The sequence below is a fragment of the Rhizobacter sp. P1_G5 genome, from assembly GCF_056405435.1.
Window position 1 is genome coordinate 1 of sequence record NZ_JBFUCB010000080.1, and the last position, 15,446, is coordinate 15,446.

The 15,446-nt window shown below is 69.9% G+C and carries 15 protein-coding genes; 8 read left to right on the forward strand and 7 right to left on the reverse strand.

What is annotated here, in order from left to right:
- Positions 1–15 precede the first annotated feature (15 nt).
- The 3 genes from boxB to AC1D12_RS08470 all read right to left on the reverse strand — a co-directional run bounded on the left by boxB (position 16) and on the right by AC1D12_RS08470 (position 4,130).
- A complete protein-coding gene (gene boxB / locus AC1D12_RS08460) occupies positions 16–1,443 on the reverse strand; it encodes a benzoyl-CoA 2,3-epoxidase subunit BoxB (protein ID WP_477839902.1) in 1,428 nt (475 codons plus the stop codon).
- A 3-nt stretch (positions 1,444–1,446) separates the two neighbouring features.
- Positions 1,447–3,129 (reverse strand): 2,3-epoxybenzoyl-CoA dihydrolase, encoded by a 1,683-nt coding sequence (gene boxC / locus AC1D12_RS08465; RefSeq protein ID WP_477825468.1) that lies wholly within the window; start codon positions 3,127–3,129, stop codon positions 1,447–1,449.
- A 77-nt stretch (positions 3,130–3,206) separates the two neighbouring features.
- Entirely contained in the window at positions 3,207–4,130 is a 924-nt protein-coding gene (locus tag AC1D12_RS08470; RefSeq protein ID WP_477825469.1) for a helix-turn-helix transcriptional regulator, read from the reverse strand.
- Positions 4,131–4,286: 156 nt separating this feature from the next.
- Between AC1D12_RS08470 and AC1D12_RS08475 the strand changes: the two genes are divergently transcribed.
- The 8 genes from AC1D12_RS08475 (at position 4,287) to AC1D12_RS08510 (ending at position 12,576) form a co-directional block, all read left to right on the forward strand.
- Positions 4,287–5,855: a benzoate-CoA ligase family protein gene (locus AC1D12_RS08475; RefSeq protein ID WP_477825470.1), complete on the forward strand. Its 1,569-nt coding sequence runs from the start codon at positions 4,287–4,289 to the stop codon at positions 5,853–5,855.
- A gap of 3 nt (positions 5,856–5,858) precedes the next feature.
- A complete protein-coding gene (locus AC1D12_RS08480) occupies positions 5,859–6,674 on the forward strand; it encodes an alpha/beta fold hydrolase (RefSeq protein WP_477839904.1) in 816 nt (271 codons plus the stop codon).
- A 17-nt stretch (positions 6,675–6,691) separates the two neighbouring features.
- Positions 6,692–7,858, forward strand: coding sequence for an ABC transporter substrate-binding protein (locus tag AC1D12_RS08485; RefSeq protein WP_477825472.1), 1,167 nt, complete (start codon positions 6,692–6,694; stop codon positions 7,856–7,858).
- Between the two features lies 1 nt (position 7,859).
- Complete coding sequence (locus tag AC1D12_RS08490; RefSeq protein WP_465110706.1) at positions 7,860–8,732, forward strand: branched-chain amino acid ABC transporter permease; 873 nt, start codon at positions 7,860–7,862, stop codon at positions 8,730–8,732.
- Positions 8,732–9,706 (forward strand): branched-chain amino acid ABC transporter permease, encoded by a 975-nt coding sequence (locus tag AC1D12_RS08495; RefSeq protein WP_477839919.1) that lies wholly within the window; start codon positions 8,732–8,734, stop codon positions 9,704–9,706. Before AC1D12_RS08490 ends, AC1D12_RS08495 begins: the two co-directional genes overlap by 1 nt.
- Positions 9,703–10,452, forward strand: a complete 750-nt coding sequence (locus tag AC1D12_RS08500) for an ABC transporter ATP-binding protein (RefSeq protein ID WP_477839906.1) — start codon at positions 9,703–9,705, stop codon at positions 10,450–10,452. The genes AC1D12_RS08495 and AC1D12_RS08500 overlap by 4 nt, the downstream gene beginning before the upstream one ends.
- Positions 10,449–11,165: an ABC transporter ATP-binding protein gene (locus AC1D12_RS08505; protein WP_477839908.1), complete on the forward strand. Its 717-nt coding sequence runs from the start codon at positions 10,449–10,451 to the stop codon at positions 11,163–11,165. Before AC1D12_RS08500 ends, AC1D12_RS08505 begins: the two co-directional genes overlap by 4 nt.
- Before the next feature lie 328 nt (positions 11,166–11,493).
- Positions 11,494–12,576, forward strand: coding sequence for a hypothetical protein (locus tag AC1D12_RS08510; RefSeq protein WP_477839910.1), 1,083 nt, complete (start codon positions 11,494–11,496; stop codon positions 12,574–12,576).
- 10 nt (positions 12,577–12,586) lie between these two features.
- Here the strand turns inward: AC1D12_RS08510 and AC1D12_RS08515 are convergent, their stop codons facing one another.
- From AC1D12_RS08515 to AC1D12_RS08530, 4 genes are read right to left on the reverse strand one after another with little or no spacing between them, the layout of a single operon-like run.
- Positions 12,587–12,934, reverse strand: a complete 348-nt coding sequence (locus tag AC1D12_RS08515) for a hypothetical protein (protein ID WP_477839912.1) — start codon at positions 12,932–12,934, stop codon at positions 12,587–12,589.
- A gap of 14 nt (positions 12,935–12,948) precedes the next feature.
- Positions 12,949–13,497, reverse strand: coding sequence for a methylated-DNA--[protein]-cysteine S-methyltransferase (locus AC1D12_RS08520; RefSeq protein WP_477839913.1), 549 nt, complete (start codon positions 13,495–13,497; stop codon positions 12,949–12,951).
- 4 nt (positions 13,498–13,501) lie between these two features.
- Complete coding sequence (queE, locus tag AC1D12_RS08525; protein WP_477839915.1) at positions 13,502–14,137, reverse strand: 7-carboxy-7-deazaguanine synthase; 636 nt, start codon at positions 14,135–14,137, stop codon at positions 13,502–13,504.
- Between the two features lie 43 nt (positions 14,138–14,180).
- The gene (locus AC1D12_RS08530) at positions 14,181–15,287 is read right to left on the reverse strand and encodes a 6-pyruvoyl trahydropterin synthase family protein (protein WP_477839917.1); all 1,107 of its coding nucleotides are present in this window, start codon (positions 15,285–15,287) and stop codon (positions 14,181–14,183) included.
- Between the last annotated feature and the right edge of the window lie 159 nt (positions 15,288–15,446).

Genomic DNA, 15,446 nt, shown 5'->3' on the forward strand with positions numbered 1-15,446 from the left:
GGTTCCATCACATCCTCAATTGAAGCGCACGTACTCGAAGTCGACCGGSTGCTTGTTGATGCCGATCGGCGGCGGCGCGATCCAGTTCGCGTACTTGCCGGGCTCGACCACGCGGCCCATCAGCGACGCGACGTAGGCACGGTCTTCCTCGCTCGCGAGCCATTCGCGCACATGGGCCTGCCATTCGATCTCGCCGATCACCCGGCCATCGGGGCTCACGCGCAACCCGGCGAAGCTGCCGATGTGGCGATTGAACGCCTTGTGCGGCACGCTCAGCCGGAACGCGATGCCGGCCTTCTCGATCACCTTGTTCCAGCGGTTCACGCCGGCCGACGAGTCGCGGATGTAGTCGTCGCGCAGCACCTCGTTCAGCGCGTTGAGCATCGGCACCTCCTTGTCGACCAGCACGCCGTCGCGCACGTCGAGGATCTTGTAGTGGGCGCCCTTCAGCACGTGGTCGTCGGCCCGCTTGCCTTCCTCGTAGCGGCCCTTCAGGCCCGAGCTGTAGAAGATCGCCGCGTTGCTCGACTGGTCGGCACCGAACAGGTCGATCGTCACGCTGTAGTGGAAGTTCAGGTAGCGCTGGATCGTCGGCAGGTCGATCACGCCGTGGCGCCGCAGCTCGGCCGGGTCCTCGATGCCGGTCTGCTTCATCACCTCGCAGGTGCGCTGGATCACGCGCGACACCCCCGATTCGCCGACGAACATGTGGTGCGCCTCTTCGGTCAGCATGAAGCGCGTGGTGCGCGACAGCGGGTCGAACGCGCTCTCGGCCAGCGCGCACAGCTGGAACTTGCCGTCGCGGTCGGTGAAGTAGGTGAACATGTAGAACGCCAGCCAGTCGGGCGTCTCTTCATTGAAGGCGCCGAGGATGCGCGGGTTGTCCTGGTCGCCGGAGCGGCGCTCGAGCAGCGCCTCGGCCTCCTCGCGGCCGTCGCGGCCGAAGTGCTTGTGCAGCAGGTAGACCATCGCCCACAGGTGGCGGCCTTCCTCGACGTTCACCTGGAACAGGTTGCGCAGGTCGTACTGGCTGGGCGCCGTCTTGCCGAGGTGGCGCTGCTGCTCGACCGAGGCCGGCTCGGTGTCGCCCTGCGTGACGATGATGCGGCGCAGGTTGGCACGGTGCTCGCCGGGCACGTCCTGCCAGGCGGCCTCGCCGCGGTGGTCGCCGAAGCCGATCGTGCGGTCGGCCTCGGGCTGCGCGAGGAAGATGCCCCAGCGGTAGTCGGGCATCTTCACGTGGCCGAACTGCGCCCAGCCGTCGGGCGTGGTGCTGGTGGCGGTGCGCAGGTAGACATCGAAGCCGTGCGAGCCGTCGGGGCCCATGTCCTGCCACCAGTTCAGGTAGTTGGGCTGCCAGTGCTCGAGCGCACGCTGCAGCGTCCGGTCCTCGGACAGGTTGACGTTGTTGGGGATCTTGTCGGTGTAGTTGATGCTGGACATGGGTCAGATTCGTTTCCAGTCGAACTGGGCCTTGTGCCCGGTGCCGTAGACCTTCAGCGCGCCCGCTTCGCCGACGGCGTTCGGGCGGTTGAAGATCCAGTTCTGCCAGGCGGTCAGCCGGCCGAAGATGCGGGTCTCCATGCTCTCGGTGCCGGCGAAGCGCAGGTTGGCTTCCAGGCCGGTCAGCGCGTCGGGCGACAGGCTCGCGCGCTCCTCGAGCGCGATGCGGATCTCGTCGGCCCAGTCGATGTCGTCGGGTGCCGCGGTGACGAGGCCGAGCGCGAGCGCCTCGTCGGCATCGAGCAGGCGGCCCTGCGTCGCCTGCACCGCCCCGATCTCGCCGGCATCGCGGTGGAAGCGGCGCTGCAGGCGCGTCTCGCGGCTCACCATCTGCAGGTCGTCGAAGTTGAACGCCGACAGCGCGATGCGCGGCGCCGCAGCGGGCTCGTCGGGCAGCGCCCGCATGTAGATGCGATCGGCGGCGAGTGCGATCTCGAGCAGCGAGCCGGCAAAGCACGCGCCGCGATCCACCAGCGCGAACAGCGAGCGCGACGACACGTCGAGCCGCGCCAGCGTGCGCCGCAACAGGCCGATGGTCTCGCGCACCAGCCAGTGCGAACGGTGCGCGTGCAGCGTCGCGTCGAGCGCGAGCACCGCGTCGACCGCGCCCTGCGTCTTCAGCAGCCAGGTGCCGATCTCGGGCTCGTTGGTGCGCAGGTGCAGGATCGCGTCGTCGAGCTCGCGCGCCATCTGCAGCGGGTACCAGGCCGCGCCGGCGGCCTCGATGCCGGCGAGGTCGGCCGGCTGCGCGCCCGCGGGTCCGCGCACCGTCAGCGTCGCATGGCGCGCGGCGCGGTCGATCTGCACGTCGACGTGGCCGTAGGCCAGGCCATTCGCCGACACCTGCTTCACGAGCCGCGGCAGCGGCACGCCGCGCGCATCGGCCGGCCGGTCGCTCGTCGCGGCCAGCTCGCGCGCCCGCTCCTGCACGCGCTGCGCGAAGGCCTGCGTCTTCACCGCCTCGTCGACCAGCCGCCAGTCCACCGCCTTCTTGCCGCGCACGCCTTCGCTGGTGGTGCAGAAGATGTCGGCATGGTCGTGGCGCACGCGGCGCTTGTCGGTCAGGCGCGTCAGCCCGCCGGTGCCGGGCAGCACGCCGAGCAGCGGCACCTCGGGCAGGCTGACGGCCGACGAGCGGTCGTCGACCAGGATGATCTCGTCGCAGGCCGCCGCCAGCTCGTAGCCGCCGCCGGCGCAGGCGCCGTTCACCGCGGCCAGGAACTTCAGGCCGCTGTGCCGGCTGCTGTCTTCGAGSCCGTTGCGSGTCTCRTTSGTGAAYTTGCAGAAGTTGACCTTCCAGCCGTGGCTGGACAGGCCSAGCATGAAGATGTTGGCACCCGAGCAGAACACCCGGTCCCGGCCGCTGGTGAGGATCACCGTGCGCACCGCCGGGTGCTCGAAGCGGATGCGCTGCACCGCGTCATGCAGCTCGATGTCGACGCCGAGGTCATAGCTGTTCAGCTTCAGCTTGTAGCCCGCGCGCAGCCCGCCGTCCTCGCTGACGGCCATCACGAGCGTCGCAACCTGGCCTTCGACGCTCAGCCGCCAATGGCGGTAGCGGTCGGGATGGGTCTCGTAGTCGACCGGGGAGTCAACAGGGAAAGCGGCAGGAGGGACATTTGTCATGGGGGCATCTCCGGCAAGCGGCAACATGCTGCACGCTCGGCAATGAAGATGCAATTTAGTGCATGCGGCCGCCAGCGTCAACCCGCCAGCCGGATCGTGCCCCTCAATTGGTCCTGCAGGGCCGTGAATGCGGCCTCCATGGTCTTGTCGCTGGTGTCGAACACCTCGTCGGCCTTCGAGTAGAAGGCGGCGCGGCTCTCGAGGATGCGCCGCAGGTCGTTCATCGCCTCGGCATTGCCCGACATCGGCCGGGTGTCGCCCTGCGCCAGCACGCGGTTCATGTGCTCCTCGGGCGAGGCGCGCACCCACACGGTGTAGCAGTGCGCCAGCAGCATGTTGAAGGTGGCCGGGTCGGAGACGATGCCGCCGGGCGTCGCGATCACCGCGCGCGGGTAGCGCTGGATGCACTCCTCCAGCGCGCGCCGCTCGTGGCGCCGGTAGGCGGCCGGGCCGTACAGCGAATGGATCTCGGAGACGCTGCAGCCGGCCACCGCCTCGATGTGGCGGTTCAGCTCGACGAAGGGCACGGCCCAGCTGTCGGCCAGCATCTTGCCGAGCGTGCTCTTGCCGGCGCCGCGCAGGCCGATCAGCGCGACCCGCTGGCGCCGCGCCGCCTGGCTGGCCGGCGCGCCGAACACCGAGGCCAGCGCGGAGCGCGCCTGCGCGAGCTCCGATTCGCTGCGGCCGCGCAGGATCTCGCGGATCATCAGCCACTCCGGCGAGCTGGCCGTCTCGTCGCCGACCAGCTCCGCCAGCGTGCAGTTCAGGGCCTGCGCGAGCTGCCGCAGGAACTGCACCGACGCATTGCCGACCCCCATCTCGACATTGGCCAGGTGCCGCTCGGACACGTCGGCCACCTTGGCCAGGCTCTTGCGTGTCAGGCCGCGCCGGGATCGCAGTGCCCGCGTGCGCTCGCCCAGGGCGGCCAGGAACGGGTCTTTGTCGGTGGTCGGATCAGGTTCGCCTTCCGGCGCGGGGGGCGAGTTCGGGATTCGGTCCAAGGGTATGTCCGTAACGAGGTCGATCGGGACTGCTGGCTATACTGAAATTCAGTGCAACATATTGCATAAACCGATCGCTGCACTGTCTGTGAATGCATTATGCGGAGATCGGGTCGGCTTGAGGTAAAACCGCGGCCGGCCCGTCAGGAGAACAGCATGCCCGCGAACCCCGCCGTGGTGGCGCCGCCCGAACGATTCAACGTCGCAGCCCACCTGCTGCAGCGCAACGCGGGCCGTGCCGCGAAGACCGCCTACATCGACGACGACGGCCGGCTCAGCTACGGCGAACTGGCCGACCGCGTGCGGCGCTGCGCCGCCGGCCTGCTGCGCCTGGGGCTGCGCCGCGAGGAGCGCGTGCTGCTGCTGATGCTGGACACGGTGGACATGCCGGTGGCCTTTCTCGGTGCGCTGTATGCCGGGCTGGTGCCGGTGCCGGTCAACACGCTGCTGCCGGCCGCGGACTACGGCTACCTGCTGGCGCACAGCGGCGCCCGTGCGCTGGTGGTGTCGGGCGCACTGTGGCCGGTGGCGCAGCAGGCGCTGGCCACGCTCGCCGACCAGCCGGCCGTCGTGCTGTCCGGCGCCGCGGCGGCCGAGGGTGCGACCCCGTTCGCCGCGCTGCTCGACACCCCGCCGCTGGCCGCCCCCGCCGACACGCACGCCGACGACTTCGCGTTCTGGCTCTATTCATCCGGCTCCACCGGCAAGCCCAAGGGCACGGTGCACAGCCATGCCAACCTGTACTGGACCGCCGCGCTGTACGGCCAGCCGGTGCTCGGCGTGCGCGAAGACGACATCGTGTTCTCGGCCGCCAAGCTGTTCTTCGCGTACGGGCTCGGCAATGCGCTGACGTTTCCGCTGAGCGTCGGTGCGACCGTCGTGCTGATGGCCGAACGGCCGACGCCGGCCGCGGTCTTCAAGCGCCTGACGCAGCACCGCCCGACCGTGTTCTGCGGCGTGCCGACGCTGTACGTCGCGCTGCTCGCGAACGAGGCGCTGCCACCGCGCGACGCGGTCGCGCTGCGCGTGTGCGCCTCGGCCGGCGAAGCACTGCCGCGCGAGGTCGGTGAACGCTTCAGCGCGCACTTCGGCTGCGACGTGCTCGACGGCATCGGCTCGACCGAGATGCTGCACATCTTCCTGTCCAACCGCGCCGGCGCGCTGCGCTACGGCTGCACCGGCAAGCCGGTGCCGGGCTACGAGCTCGAGCTGCGCGGCGACGACGGCCGCCCGGTCGCGCCCGGCGAGATCGGCGACCTGTTCATCCGCGGGCCGAGCGCCGCGCTGCTGTACTGGACCAGCCGCGACAAGACGCGCTCGACCTTCCTGGGCGACTGGGTGCGCAGCGGCGACAAGTACGTGGTCGATGCCGACGGCTGGTACACCTACGCCGGCCGCAGCGACGACATGCTGAAGGTCAGCGGCCAGTACGTGTCGCCGATCGAGGTCGAGTCGGCGCTGATGGGCCACGCGGCAGTGATGGAGTGCGCGGTGATCGGCCTGGCCGATGCGCAGGGGCTGACGAAGACGCGCGCCTACGTCGTGCCGAACAAGGGCCACGTGGCGGGCCCCGAGCTCGAAGCCGCGCTGAAGGCCTTCGTGAAGACGCGGCTCGCACCGCACAAGACGCCGCGCGAGATCCTCTTCACGACCGAGCTGCCGAAGACGGCGACCGGCAAGATCCAGCGCTTCAAGCTGCGCGCCTTGAACGAGGCATCGGCCTGACGCATGGTCGGACGCCGCTACGCCGAACCGATCCAGTTCGCCGAGCTCGACGGGCTCGGCCGTCCGCTGCGCCTCGAGTACCAGTGGGTCGGCGATGCGGCCTCGACGCGGCCGGTGGTCGTGTTCCTGCACGAAGGGCTGGGCTCGCTCGCGATGTGGAAGAACTTTCCGCGCCAGCTCTGCGAAGCGCACGGCCTGCGCGGCCTGGTGTACTCGCGCTACGGCTACGGCCAGTCGACGCCGAAGCCGCCCGGCGAGCGCTGGCCGGTCGATTTCATGCACGTGCAGGCGCGCGAGGTGCTGCCGGCCCTGCTGCGGCAGCTCGGCGTCGCGCGGCCCTGGCTGTTCGGCCACAGCGATGGCGGCAGCATCGCGCTGCTGCATGCGGCGTCGCACCCGACCGCGGGCGTCGTCGCGATGGCGCCGCACATCGTCGTCGAGGCGCTGAGCATCGCGAGCATCGAGCGCGCCCGCCACACCTATGAAACCACCGACCTGCCGCAGCGCCTGGGCCGCTACCATGCAGACGCGGAATCGGCGTTCCGCGGCTGGAACGACATCTGGCYCGATCCGTCGTTCCGCGGCTGGAGCATCGAAGACGAGCTGGCCGCGGTCCCCTGCCCGGTGCTGGCGCTGCAAGGCGTCGACGACGAGTACGGTACGCTGGAGCAGATCCGCGGCATCGCGCGGCGTGCCCCGCAGACGCGCCTGCTGGAGATCGCGGACTGCGGCCACTCGCCGCACCGCGATCAACCCGACCTCGTGATCCACGAAGCCGGCCGCTTCATCACCGGGTTGTCCGATCCTCTCGAATCCTGAACCTCACGGAGACTGGCATGCACCTGATCAAGTTCCCGGCCCTCGCGGCCCTGGCGATGTCGATGGCGGGCGGCGCGGCCCATGCGCAGGCCACCGGCCCGATCAAGGTCGGCTTCATGCTGCCCTACACCGGCACCTACGCGAGCCTGGGCACGATGATCGAGAACGGCTTCAGGCTGTACGTGCAGGAGCAGGGCGGCAAGCTCGGCGGCCGCGAGATCCAGTACTTCAAGGTCGACGACGAATCCGAGCCGGCCAAGGCCACCGACAACGTCAACAAGCTGATCAAGCGCGACCAGGTCGACGTGCTGGTCGGCACGGTCCATTCGGGCGTCGCGCTCGGCATGGCGAAGGCGGCCAAGGAGAGCAATACGCTGCTGATCATCCCGAACGCCGGTGCCGACGCGATCACCGGCCCGCTGTGCTCGCCGAACATCGTGCGCAGCTCGTTCTCGAACTGGCAGCCGGGCTACTCCACCGGCGTCGTGATGGCGCAGAAGGGCCACAAGCGCGCGATGACGATCACCTGGAACTACGCGGCCGGCAGCGAGGCCGTCAAGGGCTTCACCGAGGCCTTCGAGAAGGGCGGCGGCAAGGTCGTGAAGGACCTGAACCTGCCGTTCCCGAACGTCGAGTTCCAGGCGCTGCTGACCGAGATCGCCGCGCAGAAGCCCGACGCGGTGTACGCGTTCTTCGCCGGCGGCGGCGCGGTGAAGTTCGTCAAGGACTATGCCGCCGCGGGCCTGAACAAGACCATCCCGCTGTACGGCTCGGGCTTCCTGACCGACGGCACGCTCGAGGCCCAGGGCGCCGCCGCGCAGGGCCTGCTGACCACGCTGCACTACGCCGACAACCTCGACACGCCGCGCAACAACGCGTTCCGCAAGAGCTTCGCGCTCGCGTACAAGGCGAATGCCGACGTCTACGCGGTGCAGGGCTACGACGCGGCGCAGATCCTCGCGGCCGGCCTCAACGCGGTGAAGGGCGACCTCGCGAAGCGCGAGGCGCTGACCACCGCGATGCGCAAGACGACGGTCGACAGCCCGCGCGGCAAGTTCACGCTGTCGGCGGCCGGCAACCCGGTGCAGGACATGTACCTGCGCGAGGTGAAGGGCGCGAACAACGAGTTCAAGTCGATCGCCGTGAAGGCGTTGGCTGACCCCGCCCGCGGCTGCAAGCTCTGAGGTGGATGCCACCACCTTCCTCGTCCAGTGCCTGAACGCCGTCCAGTACGGCCTGCTGCTGTTCCTGGTGGCCAGCGGGCTGACGCTGATCTTCGGGATCATGGGCGTGATCAACCTCGCGCACGGCAGCTTCTACATGATCGGCGCCTACCTCGCGTTCGCGCTGGCGCCGTACTTCACCGATCAGTTCGTGCTGATGCTCGTGGTCGGCACGCTGCTGGCGGCGGCCTTCGGCTTCGTGCTGGAGTGGGCGTTCTTCAGCTTCCTGTACCAGCGTGAGCACTTGCAGCAGGTGCTGATGACGTATGCGCTGATCCTGGTGTTCGAGGAGTCGCGCAGCCTGCTGCTCGGCAACGACGTGCACGGCGTGCAGCCGCCCGCGTGGCTGGCCGGCAGCATCGCGCTCGGCGAGCTGATGTCGTACCCGGTGTACCGGCTGTTCGCGTCGGCCGCCTGCCTCGCGATCGCGGCGCTGCTGTACCTGGTGGTCAACCGCACGCGGCTCGGGATGATGGTGCGCGCCGGTGCCAGCAACCGCGACATGGTGCGCGGGCTCGGCATCGACATCCGGTTGCTGTACCGCGGCGTGTTCGCGGCCGGCGTCGCGCTCGCGGCGCTGGCCGGCATGATCGCCGCGCCGATGTCGTCGGTGTACCCGGGCATGGGCGGCAGCGTGCTGATCGTCAGCTTCGTGATCGTCGTGATCGGCGGCATCGGCTCGATCACCGGCGCGCTGGTCGCGTCGCTGCTGGTCGGCTTCGTCGACACCTTCGGCAAGGTGTTCTTCGCCGAGCTGAGCGGCATCGGCATCTACCTGCTGATGGCGATCGTGCTGGTGTGGCGGCCCGAAGGCCTGATGCGGCGGGGGCATTGATGGCGCTCGCGGGGTCTCGTGGGTTGCAGCGGGTCGCGCCGTTGGCGATCCTGCTCGCGCTGGCGCTGCTGCCGGCGGTGCTGTCGCCGTACCTGATGGACCTGACCGTCAAGATCCTGATCTCGGCGATCTTCGCGCTGAGCCTGCAGCTGCTGGTCGGCGCGACCGGGCTGGTGAGCCTCGGGCACGCGGCCTTCCTCGGCATCGGCGCCTACGTGACGGTACTCGCGTCGCCGCAGGGCGAAGGCGCATCGCTCGGGTGGCTGCTGCCGGCGGCGATGGGCGGCGCGGCCGCGTATGCGCTGTTCGTCGGCGCGCTGAGCCTGCGCACCCGCGGCGTGTACTTCATCATGGTGACGCTCGCGTTCGYGCAGATGGCCTACTTCGTCTTCCACGACACCAAGCTCGGCGGCGGCAGCGATGGCATCTACCTGTACGTGCGGCCGGTGCTGCGGCTGGGCGACGCCACGCTGCTCGACCTTGAGAACAAGCGCCAGGTCTACGGCCTGGTGCTGGCCTCGCTCGCGTTCACTTGGGGCGGGCTCGCGCTGCTGCTGCGCTCGCGCTTCGGCCATGCGCTGCAGGGCATCCGCGTCAACGAGGCGCGCATGCGGGCGGTCGGCTTCCGCACCTATGGCTACAAGCTCGCGGCCTTCGTGATCGCCGGCGCGCTGGCCGGGCTGGCTGGCGCGCTGCTCGCGATCCAGGACGGCGTCGTCAACCCGGAGCTGTTGTCGTGGCACGAATCGGGCGCGGTGCTGCTGATGATCATCCTCGGCGGCCTCGGCCCGCTGCGCGGCGCGATCGTCGGCGCAGTGGCGTTCACGCTGCTGAAGGAGCTGTTCGCGAGCGAAGGGCTGGTCGGGCCGCTGGCGGCGCACTGGCAGATGACGCTCGGCTTCACGATCATCGCGTTCGTTGCGTTGCTGCCGCGCGGCATCGTCGGCATCCGTTGGCGCCGGGGGGCCGCATGAGCGCGCTGATCCAGGCGAGCGGCCTGTCGCGCACCTTCGGCGGCCTCGCGGCCGTCGACGCGGTCTCGCTCGACCTGCGGCTCGGCGAGGTGCACGCCGTGATCGGCACCAACGGCGCCGGCAAGTCGACGCTGATCAACCTGCTGTCAGGCGAGCTGCCGGCCAGCGCCGGGCAGATCCGCTTCGGCGACGACGACATCACCGGCTGGTCGCAACCGCGCCGGGCGCGCGCCGGCATCGGCCGCAGCTACCAGCGCACCACCATCTTCGACAGCTTCAGCGTGCTGGAGAACTGCCGGCTCAGCGCGCAGGCCGCGCTGCAGCGGCCGTGGCAGGTGTGGCAATCGGCGCAGCGCTGCAGCACCAGCCTCGAGGTGGCCGGGCAGGCGCTGCAGGCCGCGGGCCTCGCCGACAGCGCCGCCCACCTCGCCGGCACGCTCAGCCACGGCCAGAAGCGCCAGCTCGAGATCGCGATGTGCCTGGCCACCCGGCCGCGCGTGCTGCTGCTCGACGAGCCGCTGGCCGGCATGGGCGCCGAGGAGACCGAGCGCATGCTCGCGCTGCTGCAGTCGCTGAAGGCGGGCCACGCGATCCTGCTGGTCGAGCACGACATGGACGCGGTGTTCCGCATCGCCGACCGCATCACGGTGATGGTCAACGGCGCGGTCATCGCCTGCGACGCACCGCAGCGCATCCGCGAGCATCCGCAGGTGGTGACGGCCTACCTCGGCGAGGGGCACGCATGAACACGGTGCCGCTCGTGGAGATCGACAGGCTGCATGCCGGCTACGGTGACAGCCGCGTGCTGCACGGCGTGTCGTTCGCGGTGCCGGCCGGCAGCGCGCTCGGCCTGCTCGGGCGCAACGGCATGGGCAAGACGACGCTGATCCGCACGCTGATGGGCTACCTGCGGCCAAGCGCCGGCCGGGTGCGCTGGCAGGGCCGCGACGTGACCGGCTGGCCGCCGGAGCGCATCGCGCGGCTCGGCGCCGGCTACGTGCCCGAGGGCCGCGGCATCTTCCCGAACCTGTCGGTGCGCGAGAACCTCGTGATGGCCGCGCGCGCCGCGGCCGACGGGCAGCGGCCGTGGACGCTGGAGCGCGTGCTGGAGACGTTTCCGCGCCTCGGCGAGCGCCTCGCACACGGCGGCCAGCAGCTCTCCGGCGGCGAGCAGCAGATGCTCGCGATCGGGCGTGCGTTGATGACGAGCCCGCAGTTGCTGATCCTCGACGAAGCGACCGAAGGCCTGGCGCCGCTGGTGGTGGCCGAGATCTGGCGCGTGATCGCGCAGATCCGCGCGAGCGGCATCAGCACGCTGATCGTCGACCGCAACGTGCGGCGCGTGCTGGAGCACACCGACCAGGCGGTGGTGCTGGAGAAGGGGCGGATCGTGTGCGCGGCGGCCTCGTCGACACTCGCCGGCGACCCGGCGGCGCTCGCGCGCTGGCTGGGCGTCTGACGCTCGGACCCGCCTGCGTACGCAGCGATACGCCGCGTTACCGCCTGTCGCCAGGGCTGCCGTTTTTTGCGCTGCATGACCCCGACGGCGAAGCGGGCTTCCCTTTTGTGTCAGCTGCGTCAGCATCCGTTTCACCGGCCTCCGGCAGGCGAGTGCTTCCCAACATCGCCCGCAAGCCGCGCCGGCGCTTGCTTCGTGCAGCCATGCACCGGTTCGGATTCTCGCCACGCACCCGCCTGGACGCGTCCGGCAGCGGTGGCTTGCTTTTTGCGCTGTAGAACGCATTCCGGCCACGAGCCGGGCGGCTGTGCGTTGGGAGCGCGACACCATGAACTTTCTGCCACGGCTGCTGGTGCTCAGCGCCGCGATCTCGGGCCTGCTGCTGACCGGCGGCTGCACCACCACGGCCAGCGCGATCATGAGCGCCACCGGCATCGCGACCGACTCCAGCCCGACCTGGGAAATCATCAAGCACATCCACGCCAAGTTCACCGAGGGCGATCCGCAGTCCTGCGCGGCGCTGAACTCGGCCCAACGGGCACTCACCGCACGCTGCCTGCCGTTCCAGCCCGGCAGCCTGAAGGTCGCCGACATCCGCGCCAGCGGCTTCCAGGAATGCACGCTGACGATCGCGGCACGCGATCCGCAGTTCTGGCCGGTGCTGCCGGAGTTGCTCGACAAGGGCGCGCAGCCCGAGACCTGCTACCAGCCGCCGATGGTCGCGCTGGCGCGTTCGCCGAATCCGGTCGACTTCTCGAAGGCCTCGCCGCAGACGCTGCGCTCGCTGCGCTTCCTGGCCGAGGCCGATTCGCGCTCGGTGAACCATGACGTGCTGCGCCTGCTGAGCTCGCCGAGCGCGCGCGCCGCCGGGCTCGACGACGTGATCGCGCAGTGGTCGGACCAGGGCGACCTGGCCGTCGGCCAGCTGGCCTTCAGCCCGCTGAGCGCACTGCACCCGAGCGCGTTGCAGACGCCGCTCGCGGCCAGGCTCGAGGCCGCCGGTCATACCGCGAAATCCGGCCTGGGCCCGTACCAGGGCAAGCTGGCGGCCGGGTTCGAAGAGGCGCTGCGCACCTCCGACTATGCGGCGCTCGAATGGTGGTTCAAGCGCGAGCCGAAGCTGGTCGACAAGGTGCCGTCGACGCAGGGGCAGCAGCTGCCGTGGATTCCGCTGGCGCGCGTCGTGGTGCCGGCGTTCATGAACGACGAGCGTGCGCAGACGCAGATGGTGAGCTTCCTGCTGAGCCATGGCGCGAACCCGTGGCAATCGCTGCCGTACCAGCCGACCCAGACGGTGGTGGGCTTCGCGAAGACGCTGAAGAGCCCGACGGTGGCGCTGCTCGAGGCCCCGAAGGTGCCGGCGGCGACGACGATGGCGGCCAACGGAGGCAACAGCGGCCAGGCCGAGTAGTTCGCCGGGTTCAGTCCTCGGCGGCCGGTTCGCCGCTGTCGAGGAACGGCCACCCCAGCACCTCCGCAAGGCGGTGCACCACCCACACCGCTTCGTCCTTCGACACCACCGGGCCGGCCTGCAGGCCGCGCAGGCAATCGGCCAGCACCGACGCCTGCGAAGCCCCGGTGCCGAAATGCTGGGCGCTCGCACGCTCGCTCAGGTGCTGCGACAGGTCCTCGCACAGCTCGTAGCGCTCGCGCAGTTCGGCCAGGGGCACGGTGAGGCGCTGGCGCGCGTCGGTGTACAGCGCGTAGAAGCTCGTCGGAACGTGGATTTGATACTCATCGGACATCGCGCCGATGATGCCAGCGTTCACCGCCAGCTCCCGCGCTACAACTCGTCGAACAGGCCCGGCTCGCTGCCGATGCGGGCGCGCTCGATGCCGAGCAGCCGGCGCTTCATGTCGATGCCGCCCGGCGATGAGAACCCGCCCGAGCGTCCGCCCGCCGCCAGCACGCGGTGGCACGGCACGATCGGCGGAAACGGGTTGCTGCCCATCGCCTGGCCGACCGCACGTGCAGCGCCGGGCTCGCCGAGCTGCTGCGCGATCTCGCCGTAGCTGCGGGTCTCGCCGGGCGGGATCGCCAGCGCGATCGCGTAGGCACGGCGGTGGAAATCGGGCTGCCCGGTCATGTCGAGCGGCGAGCCGGACAGGTCGACGCGCTCGCCTTCCATCAATGCTTGCAGGCGGTCGATCACGACCTGGATGTCCTGCGGCGTCGGGCCCTCGATCGACTTCGGCAGCCGTCGCTGGATGCGCCGGCGCAAGGCCGCCTCGTCGGCATCGGGCAGCCAGCAGCCGACGATGCCTTGCGCGCCCCATGCGATCGCGCAGGGCCCGATGGCGGTGGCGAACACGGCGTGGCGGACGTTGTTCATCGCGTCACGCGATGCCGATGTATTTGTGCGTCTGCACGCTCAGGTGCCACAGCGGATGGGCCAGGCAATAGGCCACCGCCTGCTCGGTGTTGCGCTTGCGCTCGAGGTTGTCCATCGGCTGCAGGAAGAAGTGCTCGAACTTCAGCGACGCGAAGCGCTCGGGCATCGCCTTCGGCTGCGGGTAGACGAGCTTGAGCTCGTGGCCCTGCGTCAGCACCAGCTCGGCATCGGCCTTCGGGCTGACGCAGATCCAGTCGAGCCCTTGCGGCGCGGGCTGCGTGCCGTTGGTCTCGACGGCGATCTCGAAGCCCTGGGCATGGAAGGCGTCGACCAGCGCCTCGTCGAGCTGCAGCAGCGGCTCGCCGCCGGTGCACACGACGAACGGCCGGCCGGTGTGCGGCTTCGGCCAGTGCGACGCGACGGCCTGCGCCAGCGCGAGCGCGGTGTCGAACTTGCCACCGTTGACGCCGTTGGTGCCGACGAAGTCGGTGTCGCAGAACTGGCAGACGGCCGCCGCGCGGTCCTGCTCGCGGCCGGACCACAGGTTGCAGCCGGCGAAGCGGCAGAACACCGCGGGGCGCCCGGCCTGGGCGCCCTCGCCTTGCAGCGTGTAGAAGATTTCCTTGACCGCATAGGTCATGCTGCGTCCTTCCGTTCGTTCACGCGTCCGTTCGTGCGTCGATTCAGATCGGGATCGCGAGGCCGGCCTGCGCCTCGGCCTGGTCGGCGATCACGATGGCGCCACAGCCGCGCGTTTCGTAGAGGTCGACGCGATCGACCATCGGCAGCACGGCGCGTGCCTCTTTCAGGATCCACGCGGCGAGTGTGGCGGTATCGCAGTCGGCGAGGCCTTCGATCTCGTACAGCGGACGGTGGTCGAGCGCCTTGAAGATCGGATCGAACAGCGTCTTCACGTCGCCGAAGTCGACCGTCCAGCCCATCAGCGTATCGAGCGGTGCAGCCAGGTGCAGCCGCAGCGTGTAGGTGTGGCCGTGGATGCGGCGCAGCGGGCTGCCGTCGGGCGCGTGGCGCAGCTGCAGCGCGCTGTCGAGCGTGAACTCTTTCCAGATGCGGTGGTGGCGGCCGTCGTAGTTGGCGCCGCACGAGGCGGTTTCGTAGACGGTGATCCACGAGAGCTCCGGCAGCGTGGGCTTCAGGCGCTCCCACAGCCAGCTCGACATCAGCTCGCTGGTCGGGTTCTGCAGGCCGGGCAGGTCGTTCAGGCAGCCGTAGTTCAGCTCGTGGTGCAGCGGGGCCCAGCAGTCGTCGAGGTGGTCGTAGTCGATGCTGAGGTCGCGCGCGCCGAGGTCCTGGTTGGCGTGCACGATGACCTCGAAGCCATGGCCGTGCATGCGGCCGCACTTGTGGCCGAGCGGCACGTTCGGCAGCTTGTGCGCGGCCTGGAAGAGGTAGCGGCGCCACACGTGTGCCTGGCCGGCGGCATCGAGGTCGACACCGCCGTGTGCGGTGCTCTGGATGCCGAGTTGCGTGATGCCGGGGGCGTCGAGCTGCGAGCGGATCCAGCGCGCGAGGTTCTCGTCGGTGGGCTGCGCGACGATGTCGTTGAGCAGGCGGTAGTCGAGCTGCGCGGTGCGCGATTCGAGATCRGCGCGCAGGCGTTCGACCTCGCCACCGGGAAAGGCGGCCCAGCCGTGCGGCAACTCGGCGCGCAGCGTCGCGAGGAAGCTGTGGCCATGCAGGCGGCGCGAGCGATGGCCTGCGGGCAGCAGGCTGACCTCGCAGGCGGACTCGAAGCCGCTGGCGGCACAGTGGAGGGTCTTGATCGGCACGCTGTCTCTGTGGGAGTCTGGAAGCAGGAACGCCCACGGTCCGTGGGCGTTGCGCGGCGCCGTCCACGGGCGCTCCGGGCGGCCATTTTAGCGAGGGGTCGAAAACCCCGTCGCGGCCTGTGGAGGCCTTACTTCTGTTCGTCGGCGGGGTTCACGAAG

Bases quoted from the DNA above. Each gene is read 5' to 3' on its own strand.
- AC1D12_RS08475 (WP_477825470.1), top strand. From the start codon at position 4,287: ATGCCCGCGAACCCCGCCGTGGTGGCGCCGCCCGAACGATTCAACGTC.
- AC1D12_RS08485 (WP_477825472.1), top strand. From the start codon at position 6,692: ATGCACCTGATCAAGTTCCCGGCCCTCGCGGCCCTGGCGATGTCGATG.
- AC1D12_RS08500 (WP_477839906.1), top strand. From the start codon at position 9,703: ATGAGCGCGCTGATCCAGGCGAGCGGCCTGTCGCGCACCTTCGGCGGC.
- AC1D12_RS08505 (WP_477839908.1), top strand. From the start codon at position 10,449: ATGAACACGGTGCCGCTCGTGGAGATCGACAGGCTGCATGCCGGCTAC.
- AC1D12_RS08510 (WP_477839910.1), top strand. From the start codon at position 11,494: ATGAACTTTCTGCCACGGCTGCTGGTGCTCAGCGCCGCGATCTCGGGC.
- AC1D12_RS08520 (WP_477839913.1), bottom strand. From the start codon at position 13,497: ATGAACAACGTCCGCCACGCCGTGTTCGCCACCGCCATCGGGCCCTGC.
- queE (WP_477839915.1), bottom strand. From the start codon at position 14,137: ATGACCTATGCGGTCAAGGAAATCTTCTACACGCTGCAAGGCGAGGGC.